The 16,323-nt window shown below is 69.8% G+C and carries 15 protein-coding genes; 11 read left to right on the top strand and 4 right to left on the bottom strand.

Features of this window, described 5'->3' with window-relative positions; genetic code table 11:
* Positions 1-34: 34 nt before the first annotated feature.
* Complete coding sequence (locus UA74_RS08535) at positions 35-889, top strand: inositol monophosphatase family protein (protein WP_232237678.1); 855 nt, start codon at positions 35-37, stop codon at positions 887-889.
* Between the two features lie 525 nt (positions 890-1,414).
* Here the strand turns inward: UA74_RS08535 and cei are convergent.
* Entirely contained in the window at positions 1,415-2,125 is a 711-nt protein-coding gene (gene cei, locus UA74_RS08540; protein ID WP_083683030.1) for an envelope integrity protein Cei, read from the bottom strand.
* Between the two features lie 547 nt (positions 2,126-2,672).
* Here cei and UA74_RS08545 point away from each other — a divergent pair.
* Complete coding sequence (locus tag UA74_RS08545; RefSeq protein WP_075739787.1) at positions 2,673-2,975, top strand: DUF4193 domain-containing protein; 303 nt, start codon at positions 2,673-2,675, stop codon at positions 2,973-2,975.
* Between the two features lie 124 nt (positions 2,976-3,099).
* On the opposite strand, the gene UA74_RS08550 is transcribed toward UA74_RS08545, so the two are convergent.
* Positions 3,100-3,690, bottom strand: a complete 591-nt coding sequence (locus UA74_RS08550) for a DUF3093 domain-containing protein (protein WP_083683031.1) — start codon at positions 3,688-3,690, stop codon at positions 3,100-3,102.
* A 24-nt stretch (positions 3,691-3,714) separates the two neighbouring features.
* On the opposite strand from UA74_RS08550, the gene dut reads away from it, so the two are divergent.
* The 4 genes from dut (at position 3,715) to UA74_RS08570 (ending at position 6,217) form a co-directional block, all read left to right on the top strand.
* Complete coding sequence (gene dut, locus UA74_RS08555) at positions 3,715-4,218, top strand: dUTP diphosphatase (RefSeq protein WP_075739788.1); 504 nt, start codon at positions 3,715-3,717, stop codon at positions 4,216-4,218.
* Positions 4,219-4,221: 3 nt separating this feature from the next.
* Positions 4,222-4,917: a DUF3710 domain-containing protein gene (locus UA74_RS08560; protein WP_075739789.1), complete on the top strand. Its 696-nt coding sequence runs from the start codon at positions 4,222-4,224 to the stop codon at positions 4,915-4,917.
* A gap of 122 nt (positions 4,918-5,039) precedes the next feature.
* Positions 5,040-5,420 carry an OB-fold nucleic acid binding domain-containing protein gene (locus UA74_RS08565; protein ID WP_075739790.1) on the top strand — a complete coding sequence of 127 codons (381 nt, stop codon included), beginning with the start codon at positions 5,040-5,042 and terminating at the stop codon, positions 5,418-5,420.
* Positions 5,417-6,217, top strand: a complete 801-nt coding sequence (locus UA74_RS08570) for a DUF3159 domain-containing protein (protein ID WP_198042968.1) — start codon at positions 5,417-5,419, stop codon at positions 6,215-6,217. The genes UA74_RS08565 and UA74_RS08570 overlap by 4 nt, the downstream gene beginning before the upstream one ends.
* A 156-nt stretch (positions 6,218-6,373) precedes the next feature.
* Here UA74_RS08570 and UA74_RS08575 read toward each other — a convergent pair whose 3' ends face one another.
* Both UA74_RS08575 and UA74_RS08580 read right to left on the bottom strand, forming a co-directional pair.
* Positions 6,374-7,054 carry a potassium channel family protein gene (locus UA74_RS08575; protein ID WP_075739791.1) on the bottom strand — a complete coding sequence of 227 codons (681 nt, stop codon included), beginning with the start codon at positions 7,052-7,054 and terminating at the stop codon, positions 6,374-6,376.
* Positions 7,054-7,719: a potassium channel family protein gene (locus UA74_RS08580; RefSeq protein WP_075739792.1), complete on the bottom strand. Its 666-nt coding sequence runs from the start codon at positions 7,717-7,719 to the stop codon at positions 7,054-7,056. The genes UA74_RS08575 and UA74_RS08580 overlap by 1 nt, the downstream gene beginning before the upstream one ends.
* Before the next feature lie 630 nt (positions 7,720-8,349).
* Between UA74_RS08580 and UA74_RS08585 the strand changes: the two genes are divergently transcribed.
* From UA74_RS08585 to UA74_RS08610, 5 genes are all read left to right on the top strand, one after another.
* Positions 8,350-10,359, top strand: a complete 2,010-nt coding sequence (locus UA74_RS08585) for an APC family permease (protein WP_075739793.1) — start codon at positions 8,350-8,352, stop codon at positions 10,357-10,359.
* Complete coding sequence (locus tag UA74_RS08590) at positions 10,359-11,747, top strand: class I SAM-dependent RNA methyltransferase (protein WP_083683032.1); 1,389 nt, start codon at positions 10,359-10,361, stop codon at positions 11,745-11,747. Before UA74_RS08585 ends, UA74_RS08590 begins: the two co-directional genes overlap by 1 nt.
* Before the next feature lie 397 nt (positions 11,748-12,144).
* Positions 12,145-14,133, top strand: a complete 1,989-nt coding sequence (gene dxs / locus UA74_RS08595; protein ID WP_075766051.1) for a 1-deoxy-D-xylulose-5-phosphate synthase — start codon at positions 12,145-12,147, stop codon at positions 14,131-14,133.
* Positions 14,134-14,416: 283 nt separating this feature from the next.
* A complete protein-coding gene (locus UA74_RS08605; RefSeq protein ID WP_075739794.1) occupies positions 14,417-15,136 on the top strand; it encodes a response regulator transcription factor in 720 nt (239 codons plus the stop codon).
* The gene (locus UA74_RS08610) at positions 15,133-16,269 is read left to right on the top strand and encodes a sensor histidine kinase (protein WP_075739795.1); all 1,137 of its coding nucleotides are present in this window, start codon (positions 15,133-15,135) and stop codon (positions 16,267-16,269) included. Before UA74_RS08605 ends, UA74_RS08610 begins: the two co-directional genes overlap by 4 nt.
* Positions 16,270-16,323: the final 54 nt, after the last annotated feature.

Genomic DNA, 16,323 nt, shown 5'->3' on the forward strand with positions numbered 1-16,323 from the left:
CGCCGTCGTCGCCGTGATGTGGTCGGATGGACGGGTGGCACATCAAGGAGAAGACGAACATCGGATTCCATCGGCGAGCCCGGCTGAGCTGCGTCGCATCGCGATCGAGGTGGCGGGCAACGCGGCCGAGCTGGCCCGGAGCCTGCGAGGCGGTCCGAGCGTCTACTCGGGCGGGGTGGAGACCAAGAGCACCAGCACCGACGTCGTGACCGAGGCGGATCGGGCCGCCGAGCGACTGCTCCGGGACGAGCTCGCCCTGCGCAGGCCCGGCGATGCGATCCTCGGCGAGGAGGAGGGCGGCGGCACCCCGGAGCCCGACCGGCTCTGCTGGGTCCTCGATCCGATCGACGGCACGGTCAACTACCTCTACGGCTTTCCCTGGTTCGGGGTCTCGGTCGCCGCGCAGCTGGGCGGGCGGTCGGTGGCGGGCGCGGTCGTCGAGCCGATGACCGGGCGGGTCTGGAGCGCCGCGCTCGGGGAGGGGGCCGAGCTGAACGGTGTGGCGCTCCACGTCTCCGCCGCCACGCGGATCGAACTCTCGCTGGTGGCCACGGGCTTCGCCTACTCCGTGGACCGCCGCGAGCGGCAGGCACGGGCGGTCGCGGCTCTGCTGCCCAGGGTGCGCGACATCCGCCGAGCAGGCGCGGCCTCGCTCGATCTGTGCGCGGTCGCGGCGGGCTGGGTGGACGGATATGTCGAACACGGGCTCAACCGGTGGGACTGGGCGGCGGGCGCCCTGATCGCCGAGGAGGCAGGCGCGATCGTCCGACTGCCGGTGGAGCCCGAGACGGCGGACGGCATGCCTGCCGATCTCATGTTCGCCGCTGCCCCCGGCATCGCCGACCAGCTCTGGAAGACCATCGGCGACGCGGGATTCGCGAGGGTCTGAGCGGCAGGGCCGCCGTCGGTCCGGACGGTGTCGCCCGCCGAGGGCGTGCGGCCCGTCCGGCCCGCCGCTCGGGTGCAGACAGCGTGCGGGTGCGGCTCGCGGCGTTGTGGCATTCCGTGGGTGTGCGGCACGTCCGATGTACCCGCGAGTGCGACGGCTCGAAGCGCTGCGACTCGAAGCGCAGGAGAGCCCCACGGAACCGTCGCGGCCCCCGCCTGCCGTCGAGGCAGGGCAGTCCCCCTCAGCTGTGCAGGGGAGCCGCAGAGCCCGGCGGATTCCATCGGCCCGAGAGCATCGTCGTCTTCCTGGCGCCGCCTCTGCCTCCGCCTCCGTCGTCGGCGGCGGGCAGGGCTGGCTGACGCTGTCCCCCGGCGGGTGCTACTTCGTCACCCGAAGGGGTCTGATGGGGCCGAGCACGCCCGAGGGCGCCCGTTTCGGGGAGTGCGTGTTCTCGGCCCGCGCCACGTCCGACGCGCGGGCCTCGAATGCGACTGGTCGTGCCTGCCGTGTCGGGTCGGCGAGGTGTCAGCAGTGCACGTCGCGAGCGGCGGTGAGGAGCTCGTCGGAGACCTCGGGCACCTCGCCCTCGCCCCCGCCCTCGCTCTGTTCGCCGCCGTCGCCGGTCTGCTCCATCTGCCAGCCGGCGAGGACGTCGAAGATCTCCCGGGTGTGGGCGTTGGGGCTCACCTCGGTGAAGCGGTCGCCGACCGCCAGGTCCACGTGCTGTCCTTCCCGGCCGTCGTCGACCAGCTCCGCGCAGGGCACCGCCAGGCTCAGCGTCCTGGCCATGCCTGCACTGTTCTGGCCGTAGCGGATCTGGCCGTAGCAGGCCATGTCCTCCGCCGGATAGACCGGATCGTTCGCGGGCGAGTTCTCCTGTGCGAAGCCGAAGTCGGCCAGTTCGGTCGCCACCAGCGTCGCCTGATTGCGTGCGCCGCTGGCGTTGACGACCGAGACGCGAACCTGTTCTGGAGGCAGCGGGTCGGTGCGATCGAGCGCGTCTCTGGCGCGCACGTCACCGGGTTCGGGTGCGGGCTCCGACTCGTCCTCGGTGGCCAGCGCCGAGGGTGGATTGCACCGAGTGGCCGCCTCGATGTCATCGGCCTGAGCAAGCACCTGGGTCCACACATAGCCCGCCAGCACGCCCAGGATCGCAAGAAGGATCAGGGCGGGAAGCGGTCTCCGTCGCCGGTACCTGGGCACCCGTCCACCAGAACCAGCGCTGCCCTCAGCCACGGTCTCCCGGCCTCCCCGTTCAGGCGAGCCCGCCGCAGGGGGCGGGCGGGCTTCGGAATGTCCTAAGCCTATGTCCTGCCGAATGCTCGCGCGCCACGGCTGGGCCGTTCGTGTCGACCTTGACCTCACTTCGTGTCCTGGCTCTGTCCGGTAGCCGGGGAATGCACGGCCACCTCAGGTTGTTGAGGTCGGCGTCATGCGGGAACACGCTGGTGAGAGCGGTTTGCGGCGCCTCGTGGCGGCGCGGGCGGCGATCGGATGCGGCCCGTTGGGTGACCCGGTGCGCGATCCGCTTCACCGTGGGCTACCCTCGCCCCGCCGCAGGGGCAGCGACGTCCCGGTATGACGAGCTCGATGACAACGGGTGGCGAGGCGATTCCGCAGCGTGGGATCGTCGCGGTGGATCGGAGTGATTCCGAGCGCCGAGTCACCCGCAATCGGGTGGATCGAGACCTCCGTCACTGACGGAGGTGGGCACGAATTGGGGAGCTGGGACGTTCTCCAGCGACATGAAACATGTCTCCGTTGATCGCAGGGGTGAAACACGATGGCGACCGACTACGACGCTCCACGACGTAGTGAGGCCGATGAGCTCGCCGAGGACTCGCTCGAAGAGCTGAAGCAACGGCGTAACGAGGCGCAGTCCGCAGTAGTCGACGTCGACGAGTCGGACAGCGCCGAGAACTTCGAGCTGCCAGGCGCAGACCTGTCCGGCGAAGAGCTCACGGTGAAGGTGCTGCCCAAGCAGGCAGACGAGTTCACCTGTTCACGGTGCTTCCTCGTGCACCACCGCAGCAGGCTCGCCAACCAGCGGGACGGCCAGTACGTCTGCCGAGACTGCGCCTTCTGAGGGCGGCAGTCCCGGGCGGGAACGCCCGTGGGACGGCGATGTCAGAGAAGAAGAGAAGATCGAGACGGCAACGGCACCGGGGCAGGACTCCGGTGCCGTATTCGTCTGCCCCCCGCGTCGCGAATCAGGGACGTCGCGTCGTGCCGTCATCGGCGGCCTCGGAGTCGTCGCCGGACCGCGAGCCGGTCAAGGTGTCCGCCTGTGCCTGCTGCGCCGCCACGAGCAGCGCCTGCAGCCGTTCCGGGTCCCGGACGCTGAACAGCCAGTACGGCGTCGGATCGTCGGGGTCGGTCAGCTCCACCCAGAGCATCGGACCCACCCAGCCTCGATGCATCACGAACGCCGCCGGATCGAGTTCCGGGCCGAGCGCCTTGCGCTTCTGGTCCTTGGTGACGATCTCGACCTCGCCGATGAAGCGCAGCGGCAGGTGTGCTCGACCGACTCGCAGCACCTGCTTGTCCAACCCCACCCGAACGCGGCCGAGCCACACCATGCCGACCACGGCCAGCGGGACGAGCACCGCGTAGGGCAGCCAGGCACGGACTCCCGGATGGCCCATGTGCACCTGCATCGCCAGCAGCGACGCGCCGAGCAGTGGCAGTGGCCAGCCCCACCAGCTCACGCTCAGCCGCTCCCGGAAGAGCGATTCAACCGTGTCGTGGGGGTCGCGTGTCGCCGCGACCTCGGAGAGGGCCGTACCCGCGCTGTCCGTCACGCGGCCAGAGTAGTCTCGCCGCTCGTGGCTGCCGTCGAGGTGTTGTTGGCCAGAGTCGATCCCGATGTGCCCGTCCCCCGATACGCGCAGCCCGGTGATGCCGGGGTCGACCTGGTGACGACCAGCGACGTGTCGTTGGCGCCGGGCGAGCGGATCGTGGTCGGCACCGGAGTCTCCATCGCCCTGCCTGTCGGTTTCGTCGGATTAGTTCATCCCCGTTCCGGGCTCGCTGCTCGTGTCGGACTCAGCGTGGTCAACACTCCTGGCACCATTGACTCCGGGTATCGAGGTGAGATCAGGGTGTGCCTGATCAATCACGACCCACGTCACCCGATCCTGCTGCGAAGGCTGGATCGGATCGCGCAACTGGTGGTGCAACGAGTGGAGCACGCGGTGTTCCGTGAGGTCGCCGACGTCGCCGGACTGCCTGTTTCGGAACGAGGCGCAGGCGGTTACGGCTCGACCGGTGGACATGCACTGCTCGACGTGTCGGGGCCTGCCGGCATCCGACCAGAGACGGAGGTTTGACACATGTTCGGTTGGGGCCGCCGTCGGGAGTCCAGACATGGCCGAGGTGCCGACGAGACGTCGGAGGAGGAGCCCGACGTCGTCGAGTCGGGTCCCTTCGACGAGCACGAGGCGCCGAATGACGAGTTGAGCCGACTGGATCTCGGCTCGGTCCGGATTCCGGTGCCCAGCGGCGCACAGCTCCAGGTCGAGCTCGATCCGTCCGGACCGGTGCGCGCGGTGCACCTGGTCACCGGGATGGGCAGGCTCACCGTGAGCGCGTTCGCCGCCCCGCGCAGTGCGGGGCTGTGGGGCGAGGTGAAGCACGAGCTGGCCGAGCAGTTGGGCAAGGACGGCACGCGGGTCCGCAAGGAGCAGGGTGAGTGGTCCACCGAACTGATCGCGGCGTCGCCGAAGGTGACCTTGCGGTTCATCGGCGTCGACGGGCCTCGCTGGCTGCTGCGCGGCGTCGCCACCGGCCCGACCGATCACGCTCCGCAGTTGGCTCGAGTCCTGTACGACGTGGTTCGCGACACGGTCGTGGTCCGCGGCACCAACCCGATGCCGGTGCGGACGCCGCTGCCCATCACCCTTCCAGAGCAGCTCTCTCGTCATCTCGAACAGGCCAAGGCTCAGCAGGAGGCGACCGCACGCACCCAGCAGACGCAGATTCATCAAGAGCAGTCCGGTATTGCTCAGCGTAGGCAAGCCGGCCGCTGAGCCACTGGATGGTTGGTGTTATCTGCCCAGATGAGTCACGCTGGTCTTTCGTGGGCCGGTTCGTGGTTACGCTGGGAAGCGGACCGGGACGCCGGTCCGCTGCTACTGCACTGGAGCGTGCGATGACTTCCAGTCGGGGTGACGGCTACTGGCGTCGCCTGGTTCGACGGTTCACCTCCGACGAGGAGCAGCTCGATGCGGACGAACTCGCCAGTCGATCGGCGGCGTCCGGCTGTCGCAAGGTCGGCGACTGCTGCTCTGGTGAGGAGGCGGCCGTCCTCGGTCGACTCAGGTCCGTGGCGCTGTGCCCCACGGACACGACGCCCACGTTGGAGGCCGAACTGTTCGACGGGACGGAGGGCGTGACGCTGATCTGGCTGGGTCGACGCCGCATCCCCGGCATCGAGCCGGGACGAACCCTGCGCGCCTGGGGGCGGATCTCGGAACGAGACGGGCAGAAGGTGCTCTACAACCCCTACTACGAGTTGCAGACGAGCGGATGACGGAACCCGGAACTCAGACCACGCACGGCGATGACGGCCGAGCACGTAGGACGTACGCGAGCCAGGACCAGGGCGAGGAGCCGCCCACCCCGACGATGCTGGAGCAGATGGGCGGGATTCCAGGCCTTCTCGCCTCGGTCATCCCGGTCATCGTCTTCGTTCTCATCAACTCGCTCACCAGCCTGACGCCTGCGATCTGGGCAGCGGTCGGCTCGGCGGTGGGAATCGGGATCTGGCGGGCCGTCCGTAAGCAGACCATCCAACCCGCCGTGTCGGGCATCTTCGGCGTGGCGATCTGTGCCTTCATCGCCTATCGCACGGGCGAGGCACGGGGATTCTTCCTGTTCGGGATCTGGGCGAGTCTGATCTACGGCGGTGCCTTCCTGATCTCGCTGCTCGTGCGCTGGCCGCTGGTGGGCGTGGTCTGGTCCGCGCTCAACGGCTCCGGCTTCGCCTGGCGGAAGGTGCCCAAGGCCCGCCTGCCCTACGACATCGCCACGATCGTGTGGACCGTCTTCTTCATCGCCCGGTATGTCGTGCAGAACCAGCTCTACGACGCCGACGAGACGGGCTGGCTCGGGGTGGCCCGCATCGCGATGGGCACGCCGCTCACCGCGATCGCGGTCCTGGTCACCATCTGGGCCGTGCGGCGATCCGGTCGAATCCTCGAGCAGACGGCTGCCCGGCAGGCCGAGAACGAGGCGGCGGCCGTGCAGGGGTCCCCGGCGGCGGTCGTCGACGACGCGGCACAGAACACCGCCGCTGATGCAGGACGCCGGGCGACACCGGAGCAGTGACGGCCGCCTGTCGCCGAGCAGGCCGAACCAGGTTCGGGAGAACCCGCGTGTCGCGCCGGTCGCCCGCTCGCCACGGCCCTTGGCGGTCCACCTTGATCACCATGGGTCGAGGCCGCCGGGCTGCGGCTGCGGGCGCCGACTGCGGTGACCAGTCGCTCAGCGCGCAGGCTGACCCTGCGGGGTGATGTGCAGCGCCTCCTGGATCTGCGCCTCGACGTCCACGGTGGCCATGAACAGCATCTCGTCGCCGGGTTCGAGCGGATCGTCCTGCTGCGGGACGATCACTCGGCTGCCCCGCAGGATCGCGACCAGGGCGGCGTCGGCAGGCAGACGCAGGGTGCGCACCGGCTTCCCGGCCAGCGGAGTGGCACCGGGCAGTGTCACTCCCACCAGGTTCGTCTGACCCGTCCGCAAGGTGAGCAGCCGGACCAGGTCGCCGACTCCGACCGCCTCCTCCACCATCGCCGCCATGATGCGTGGCGTGGAGACGGCCCGGTCGACGCCCCAGCCCTCGTCGAAGAGCCACTCGTTGCGCGGATCATTGACCCTGGCGACGACGCGCTGGACGGCGAACTCGGTCTTGGCCAGCAGCGCCACGACCAGGTTGACCTTGTCGTCGCCGGTCGCGGCGATGACCACCTGGTAGTCCTGGAGGCGAGCCTCCTCCAGCGAGGCCAGTTCGCAGGCGTCGGCGACCAGCCAGTTCGCCCGCTCCAGGCCGGTGCGCAGCACGTTGGCCGCGTCACGCTCGATGAGCAGCACCTCGTGGCCTGCCTCGACGAGTTCGGCTGCGGTCGAGCGACCGACCGCTCCCGCTCCCGCGATGGCTACCCGCATCAGTCGTTCTCCTCCGGGGGTACGGCGGCGGCCTGGCCGACCTCGGTGACGGTCCCGGACAGCGCCGCGACGTAGACCTGGTCGTCCGCCTGGATGACGGTCCGTGAATCCGGCAGCACCCCGGTGCCGAACCGCATGACGAAGGCGACGCGTGCGCCGGTCGCCCGCTCCAGTTCGGTGATTCGCCTGCCGACCCAGCCCTCGTTCAGCGGCAGTGCCACCACGGCGACCGTGCCGGAGGGGTCACGCCACGCGGTGGCGATGCCGTCGGGCAGCAGCATCCGCAGGAAGCGATCAGTGGTCCAGGGCACCACGGCGACTGTGGGCACGCCCATCCGCTCGAAGACCGCCGCCCGTTTGGCGTCGTAGATGCGCGCGACGACGTGATCGACGCCGAAGGTCTCCTTGGCGACCCGTGCCGAGATGATGTTGGAGTTGTCTCCGCTGGAGACGGCGGCGAAGGCGGCGGCGCGGTCGACGCCCGCCTCGGCGAGCACGGCTCGGTCGAAGCCGACCCCGACGACCCGGCTGCCGCCGAACCCGCTGTTCAGCCTGCGGAACGCCCGCCCGTCCTGATCGATCACCGCGACCGTGTGACCCATCCGGTCCAACGCGGTGGCCAGCGACGCGCCGACCCGTCCGCATCCCATGATCACGACATGCACCAGTGCCCCCTCGCGGCCTCGCCTCGAACGCTACCGCCGGTCGGGCCGCCCACCTAGCCGAGCCGGGGCACCGCGCGGGCCGGACGTCGAGCGCGGCGCCGAGCGGCCTGCCGCCGATCGGCGGGAGGCCGGCGGTGCCGTCGGCTCGTCGACGGCGGCACGGCTCTCGCCATGCCGCCATTCCGGTCGTCGTCGGCGGTGCCGGACTCTCGAGAGGCGGCGGATCAGTCACCTGTGCTGCCGACCGGCCTGCCCTCGACGACGGCCCGCCACACTCGAGCGAACGAGCCGTGACTCCGTGACTTTCGTCGCGGAGCGCGCCGGCATCGGCGGCGGGACGGAGTGCGGCCGGATCACGCCGCTCCCGGCGAAGGGCTCGAGGATGGTCGCGTCGGCAGCCCGCGGCAGTGATCACGAAGTCCTCGACCGGAGCATGGTGCGGCGGTCGCGTGGACAGCGGAGGAGACGGTCGCCCGCGACGTCCTCTTGATCGGTCGAGTGATCGCCCATGTGAGCCTGCTGTGAGTCCCGGGCACCCCAGCGATCTGCGTACGAGCCTCTCGGCGCATGGCGTCGTCGGCCCGGCCCTGAATCGGGCCCTCTCGGTGACTTCCGGCCTACGCTCAGCCCGTGCCCAAGCTCGCGACTGCGGCGAAACGGTTCCTGCTCGGACGTCCGTTCCGCAGTGACCGGATCTCCCGCACTCTGCTGCCCAAACGGATCGCCCTCCCGGTGTTCGCCTCCGACCCGATGTCGAGCGTGGCGTACGCGCCGGAGGAGATCCTGCTCATGCTGTCCGTGGCGGGACTGTCCGCCTACGCCTTCACTCCCTGGATCGGGCTCGCCGTCGTCGTCGTGATGGTCGCAGTGATCGCCAGCAGCAGGCAGAACATCTACGCCTACCCGTCCGGCGGCGGGGACTACGTCGTGACCGCCGTGAATCACGGCAGGCGTTGGGGCCTGGTCGTGGCGAGCGCGCTGATGGTCGACTACGTCCTCACGGTGGCCGTGTCCATCTCCGCAGCGGCGGCCAACATCGGCTCGGCCGTGCCGTTCGTCGCCGCCCACAAGGTCGAGTTCGCGGTGGTGGCCATCGTCGTGCTGACGGCGTTGAACCTGCGCGGCATCCGGGAGACCGGGGTGCTGTTCGCGATACCGACCTATGCCTTCGTCATCGGCATGCTGGGGATGGTCGCCGTCGGCCTCCTCCGGGCCCTCCACGGCGACGACATCAGGGCGGAGAGCGCGGGCTTCGACCTCGAAGCGCCCGCCACCGAGTTGTCCGCCGCCGCGATGCTGCTGATAGTGCTGCGTGCGTTCTCCTCGGGCAGCGCCGCGCTCACCGGCGTCGAGGCCATCAGCAACGGGGTGCCCGCCTTCCGCAAGCCCAAGAGCCACAACGCGGCGCTCACGCTGATCATGATGGGTGGCCTGGCGATCAGCATGTTCATCGGGCTGCTGCTCCTCGCCCACCTCACCGGCGTCAAGGTCGCCGAGAATCCCGCGACGCAGCTCCTCGGCGCGCCCGAGGACTACGAACAACGGACCATGGTGGCCCAGATCGCCGCCGCCGTCTTCGACGGGTTCACGCCTGCCTTCTACTTCCTGCTGACCGTCACCGGCCTGATCCTCGTGCTCGCGGCGAACACCGCCTTCAACGGCTTCCCCGTGCTCGGATCGATCCTCGCGCAGGAGCGCTACCTGCCGAGACAGCTCCACACCCGCGGCGATCGACTCGCCTACAGCAACGGCATCATCTTCCTGGCGCTGGCGGCGATCCTGCTGGTGATCGTCTTCAACGCCGAGGTCACCGACCTGATCCATCTCTACATCGTCGGCGTCTTCGTCGCCTTCGTGCTGAGCCAGAGCGGGATGCTCCTGCACTGGCGGGGTCTGCTGCGCACCGAGACCGATCCGGCGGCGCGGCGGCGGATGCGGCGCGCACAGGCGGTGAACATGCTGGGCCTGATCACCACCGCCATCGTGCTGGTCGTGGTGGTCGTCACCAAGTTCCTGCGGGGTGCCTGGATCGCCATCGCCGCCATGGCGGTGCTCTGCCTGCTGATGTCGGCCATCCGCAGGCACTACGACCGGGTGGCCACGGAACTGGCGGAGCACGAGGGCGACACGGTGCTGCCGTCTCGCAACCACGCGATCGTGCTGGTCTCTCAGCTCCACCGTCCGACGCTGCGTGCGCTCGCCTATGCCCGGGCGACCCGCCCCGACGTGTTGGAGGCGGTTACCGTCAATGTCGACGAGGCCAATACCCTCGTCGTGACTCGTCGTTGGCAAGAGGAGAACTTCCAGGTGCCGCTGAAAGTCGTCGAGTCCCCATACCGGGAGATCACGAAACCGGTGCTCGACTACGTGAAACGAATTCGAACCGACAACCCTCGCAACGTCGTGACGGTGTTCATCCCCGAGTACGTCGTCGGACACTGGTGGGAGAACGTCCTGCACAATCAGAGCGCCCTGCGTCTCAAGGGCAGGCTCCTGTTCGAGCCGGGTGTCATGGTGACCAGCGTCCCGTGGCAGCTGGCCTCCTCTCAGCGCATCGCCGACCAGAAGACGTCCGCCCCCGGCGCGGCTCGCCGGGGCCTGGACGTCCCTGATTCCGAACACGATCGGCGGGACCACTGATGACCCTCTCCGCCGAGCCGTCCGGTGCCTCGGTCTCGTCCGCCGCACGCCCCGAGCTCGCCGCGCGCACCACGGCGACCGCGGGTGTCGAGGAACCCCAGAACCCCGAGAGCAGACCGCCGAAGGTCGACTGGACCGGACGACGTTTCGAGGTCGAGGTCGGCAGCCCCGGTCATGGCGGCTTCTGCGTCGCACGTCATGAGGGGCGGGTGGTGTTCGTGCGACACGCCCTGCCTGGCGAGAAGGTCGTGGTGTCGGTCACCGAGGACAACGGCGGCAGCTTCTGTCGGGCCGACGCCGTCCAGATCGAACAGGCCTCCGCCGACCGCGTGGAGCCGCCCTGTTCCGTGGCCCGCCCCGGCGGCTGCGGCGGTTGCGACTGGCAGCATGTCGCCCCCTCCGCACAGCGTGAGCTGAAGGCGCAGGTCGTCGTCGAGCAGCTCCGGCGGATCGCGGGAATCGAGCTCGCGGTGGTCGTGGAAGAACTGCCCGGCGGTCCGCTCGGCTGGCGCAGTCGGGTGCGGCTGGCCGTCGACGACCGGGGCAGGCCGGGGCTGCGGGCTCATCGCAGCCATCGGATCGTGCCCGTGGAGAGCTGCCCGATCGCGGTCCCCGGCTCGCTCGACGAGGTGTTGAACCGGCGATGGCGGGCGCGGTCGGAGCTGGAGGTCACCAGCGACTCGCTGGGCCGGCTTCACCTCGCAGAACCGGGGCCCGGCTCGCCAGGCAGGCGCGGCGCCGGACGTCAGATCACCGGCGGCACGGCTGTCCAGCAGGCGGCGGGACGCGAGTGGCAGATCGCGGCGCATGGTTTCTGGCAGGTGCACCCTGCGGCTGCCGACGTCTTCGCGGGCGTCGTTCGCGAGTGGGCCGACGCACCGAAGGGCGGCACCGCCTGGGACCTCTACGGCGGGGCTGGGCTGTTCGCCTCGGTGCTGGCCGACCAGGTGGGCCCCACCGGGGCGGTGGAGGCGGTGGAGTCCTCCCGGCGGGCCGTGCGCGACGGGATGCAGGCCTTGGCCGACCAGCCGCAGGTGCGGTTCCACGCGGGTCGGGTCGAGACGATGCTGTCGGAGCTGGCGGGCACCGCCGCGTCGTCTGAGTCGGGATCGGCAGGCGCAGGCTCCGCCAGGCGTCGACCCGACGTGGTGGTGCTCGATCCGCCGCGCAAGGGTGCGGGGCGCGCGGTGATCAGCGCGGTCACCGATGCTCGACCCGACAGGGTGATCCTGGTGGCCTGCGACCCGGCCGCCATGGCCAGGGACATCGGCCTGTTCGCCGAGGCGGGTTACCGCCTGCGGCAGCTGCGGGCCTTCGACGCCTTCCCCATGACGCACCACGTCGAGTGCATCGTGCTGCTGGAGCCAGGCGCGGAGCAGGCCGGCTGATCGGGATTCAGCCTGATCGGCGGCAGGCCTGCGTTCGTGCGGGACAGGCGGGCGACGGGTGGTCGCCCTGGCAGGCTCTTCTCGCCCGGCGGCGAGGAGCGGCCGGGGATCAGACCGTGTCCCGCAGGGTCGGCCCCCGGCCCTGCGGGTGCCGGTACCTGAGTGATCAAGAATGCCGACATTCGTGAGCAGGCTCCACGATCGGGGCAACCTAGTCGCGCCCGAGAACGTCTTTTCTGACGACGGAGTGCAATCCGTCGAGCCCATTGGGTGAACGGCCGTGAGAGCCGGGATAGTTACCGGTCCGTAGACTGTCCCGCGCCGCATGGTCACATAGCGGACCTGAGGACGCGGCTGCCCGCACCGTGGGCGACCGGTATCGAAGCGAGGTGGAGTGGTGACACTGCTGGAGTCCGTGCACGGCCCGGCCGACCTCAAGCGAATGGAACTCGGCGAGCTGGAGCAGCTCGCCGAGGAGATTCGGTCCTTCCTGGTGACCAAGGTGTCTCGCACCGGTGGCCACCTCGGACCGAACCTCGGCGTGGTCGAACTGACGATGTCGGTGCACCGCGTCTTCGACTCGCCGCACGACAAGGTGGTGTTCGACACCGGTCATCAGGCGTACGTGCACAAGATCCTCACCGGTAGACAGGCGGGCTTCGACCGGCTGCGCCTGCGGGACGGGTTGTCCGGCTATCCGTCCAGGGCCGAGAGCGAGCACGACCTCGTCGAGAACAGTCATGCCTCGACGGCGCTCTCCTATGCCGACGGCCTCGCCAAGGCCTTCCAGCTCGCGGGCGCGCGCAGACACGTGGTCGCCGTGGTCGGCGACGGCGCACTCACCGGCGGCATGTGCTGGGAGGCGCTGAACAACATCGCCGCAGGCCAGCGGCGCTCCCTCGTCATCGTCGTCAACGACAACGGCCGGTCCTACTCGCCGACCATCGGCGGTTTCGCCGAGCACCTGTCGTCGCTGCGGCTGCGGCCCGGCTATGAGCGGGCATTGGAGAGCGGCAGGCGCACGCTCCAGAGCATTCCGATGGTCGGCGGGCCGCTGTATGCGGGGCTGCACGCCGCGAAGCGGGGACTCAAGGACGCCATCAGCCCACAGGTGATGTTCGAGGACCTCGGACTGAAGTACCTCGGGCCGGTCGACGGCCACGATCTCAGCGCCATGGACGCCGCCCTGCGTCGCGCGAAGGCCTTCGGCGGACCGGTGATCGTGCACGCCGTCACACGTAAGGGCAACGGCTTCGCACCCGCCGAGAACGACGAGGCCGACCAGATGCACTCGACGGGGGCGATCGACCCCGTCACCGGCGAGCCGACCTCGACCTCCTCGGGCAACAGCTGGACCTCGGTCTTCGCCGACGAGCTGGTGAAGATCGGCCGGGAGCGGTCGGACGTCGTCGCGATCACCGCCGCGATGCTGGGCCCGACGGGCCTGGACCGATTCGCCGCCGCCTACCCGCAGCGCTGCTTCGACGTGGGCATCGCAGAGCAGCACGCGTTGACCTCGGCGGCCGGCCTCGCGATGGGCGGGCAGCACCCGGTCGTCGCCGTCTACGCGACGTTCCTGAACCGGGCCTTCGACCAGCTGTTGATGGACGTCGCGCTGCACCGCCAGCCCGTGACGGTGGTGCTCGACCGCGCCGGGGTCACCGGCACCGACGGCGCGAGCCACAACGGGATGTGGGACATGTCGATGCTCGGCATGATCCCCGGTATTCGAGTCGCCGCCCCTCGGGACGCCGTGACCCTGCGCGAGGAGCTGAACGAGGCCGTCGAGGTCTCCGACGGGCCCACGGTCGTTCGATTCTCCAAGGGCGCGGTGATCGAGGAGCTGGCGGCGCTGCGACGCACCGGCTCGGTCGACGTGCTCTACGAGCCTGCGGGCGATGGGGCGGACGATCCCGTGTCCGACGGGTCCTCCGACGGCGATGTGGCCGCCACGACCAGGCCCCGGTCGGACGTCCTGCTCGTCGCGGTGGGTGCCTTCGGAACGCTGGGCGTCGAGGTGGCTCGCAGGCTTGCCGATCAGGGCATCGGCGTCACGGTGGTCGACCCGAGGTGGGTGACGCCGGTGCCGCCGGAGCTGGTGGAGCTGTCTCGGGATCACCGACTCGTGGTGACGGTCGAGGACGGCGGGCGCCACGGCGGCGTCGGCTGGGCGCTGGCTGCGGCGCTGCGCGACGCGGACCTGGACGTCCCGCTGCGGGACATCGGCATCCCGCAGCGGTTCCTCGATCACGGGTCTCGTTCGGAGGTGTTGGCTGAGTTGGGGCTGACCGCGCAGGACATCGCCCGTCGGATCACCGAGTGGGCGGCCGACCGGATGGGCGACGTCGACGCCGCCGTCTCCTCGGTCAGCACCCGCGAGTTCTGAGGCCGTAGCACCTCCAATCACTCGGGAGACCGCACGACCGTCGGTGGTGCGGTCTCCCGAGCTGTTCCTGCCCGGGATTCGCATCCGGGATCGCTGCCGGTGCCTGCCGTGCTCAGCCGTCCCGTCCGGTCCGCCTCTCCCTCCTCCTGCGGCGGCGGTTCGGCCGTCGCCGCGCCGTCCTCGAACGGGACGGGGGACGGTTCGGCGGTGCAGGCATGGACGACGACCAGAATCAACGCGGGATCGACAGCTCTTTCTCAGGTTCGTATGGCACGGTTGAGCGGTGCGGATTCTGGTCGTTGAGGACGAACAGCCACTGGCCGATGCGATCGCCAGGGGTTTACGGAGAGAAGGAATGGCGGTGGACACCGCCTACGACGGTGAGTCGGGCCACGAGAAGGCCGCCATCACCCGTTATGACGTCGTGGTCCTCGATCGAGACCTGCCTGGCATGTCGGGCGATGCTCTGTGTCGTGAGATCCTGCAGTCCGGCGCCATCACGCGAGTGATCATGCTCACCGCCAGCGGTGCGGTGGAGGACCGCGTCGCGGGTCTGTCGCTGGGTGCCGACGACTATCTGGCCAAGCCCTTCGCCTTCGCCGAGCTGGTCGCGAGGGTCCGCGCGCTCGGCCGCCGGTCCACGCCTGCCGCGCCGCCGGTGCTGATCGCCGAGGACCTGGAGCTTGATCCGTCCTCGCGCAACGTCACGCGCTCCGGACGACAGATCGAGCTCACCCGAAAGGAGTTCGGCGTCCTGGAGGTCCTGCTGTCAGCGGGCGGCTCGGTGGTCAGCAGCGAGGAACTGCTGGAACGCGTGTGGGATGAGAACGCCGACCCGTTCACCACCACCGTGCGCGTCACGGTCATGACCCTGCGCAAGAAGCTCGGCGATCCTGGCGTGATCGAGACGGTGGTGGGCTCGGGTTACCGGGTGCCTACCGCCGCCGGTGAGAAGACCGAGGGGTCGGACACGGCGGCAGGTTCCGGACCGCTGCGTCGGTGAGGCGCGCGGTCCGCAGGCGGGGACTCGGACTTCGCGCGCGCATCACCCTGCTGGCGACCGGGCTCGTCGCCGCGGTCAGCGGCATCCTGCTCTGGCTGGGCTGGCTGCTGGTCGGCGAGGTACTCGCCGAGGTGCCGCAGTTCCCCTCTGGAACGTTGATCCGGGTCGACGGCGTCGACGTCGAGGCGACGAGACTGGCCACGATCCTGCGAGACAACGCCAGAGCACAGGTGCTCGAGGTCGGTGCCGTGGCCTTCCTCTGCGTCGTGCTGGCGGTGCTGACCTTGGCCTGGTCGATCACCGGTCGGGTGCTCTCGCCGTTGCATCGGGTCACCGCGACGGCCCGGCGCCTCTCCGCCGAGTCGCTGGGCGAGCGGATCGACTTCGAAGGCGCTCGGGACGAGGTGGCCGAACTCGCGGACACCTTCGACGAGATGCTGGCCAGGTTGGAGGCCGCCTTCGACTCGCAGCGCAGATTCGTGGCCAATGCGAGTCATGAGCTGCGGACCCCGCTCGCGGTCATCAGGACCGAACTGGACGTCACGCTGGCCGACGGCGACGCCGACATCGCCGAGTTGCGTCGGATGGCAGGGGTGGTCCAAGACGCCACTCGACGGGCCGCGCAGCTCGTGGAGGCGTTGTTGCTGCTGGCCAAGACGGATGCCGTCGGGCTGGCCGTTCGTGAGCCGGTCGACCTGGCCGTGGTGGTGGAGAGCGCCTGGCGGGCCGCGCGGGCCGAGGCCGAGTCCCGAGGCCTGCGCGTCGCAATGCACACCGAGCCGGTGCTCGTGATGGGCGATCCGGCGCTGTTGGAGCGGGTCGCGGGCAATCTCCTGGAGAACGCCGTGCGACACAACGTCGAGCAGGGCTGGATCGAGGTGCACGCCGACAGCGATGCCGAGAATGCCCGGCTGACGGTCGCGGCCTCTGGTCCGATCGTGTCGCCGGAACGAGTGACCGAGCTGTTGGAGCCCTTCAGTCGGGGCGGCACCGGTCGGACGGCGCAGTCGGGTGCCGGACTCGGCCTGTCGATCGTGCGGGCGGCAGTCGGCGCGCATGGCGGGCGGGTAACGGTGGATGCGATCCCCGGTGGAGGAATGGCGGTCGGCGTGTCGCTCCCCGTGGCGCCGTGAGCGCTGCGGAAAGTGATCATGCCGTCACTCGATTCAGCTAAGCATATTGGCGAA

Origin of the sequence: Actinoalloteichus fjordicus (assembly GCF_001941625.1) — a bacterium.
Lineage (GTDB): Bacteria > Actinomycetota > Actinomycetes > Mycobacteriales > Pseudonocardiaceae > Actinoalloteichus_A > Actinoalloteichus_A fjordicus.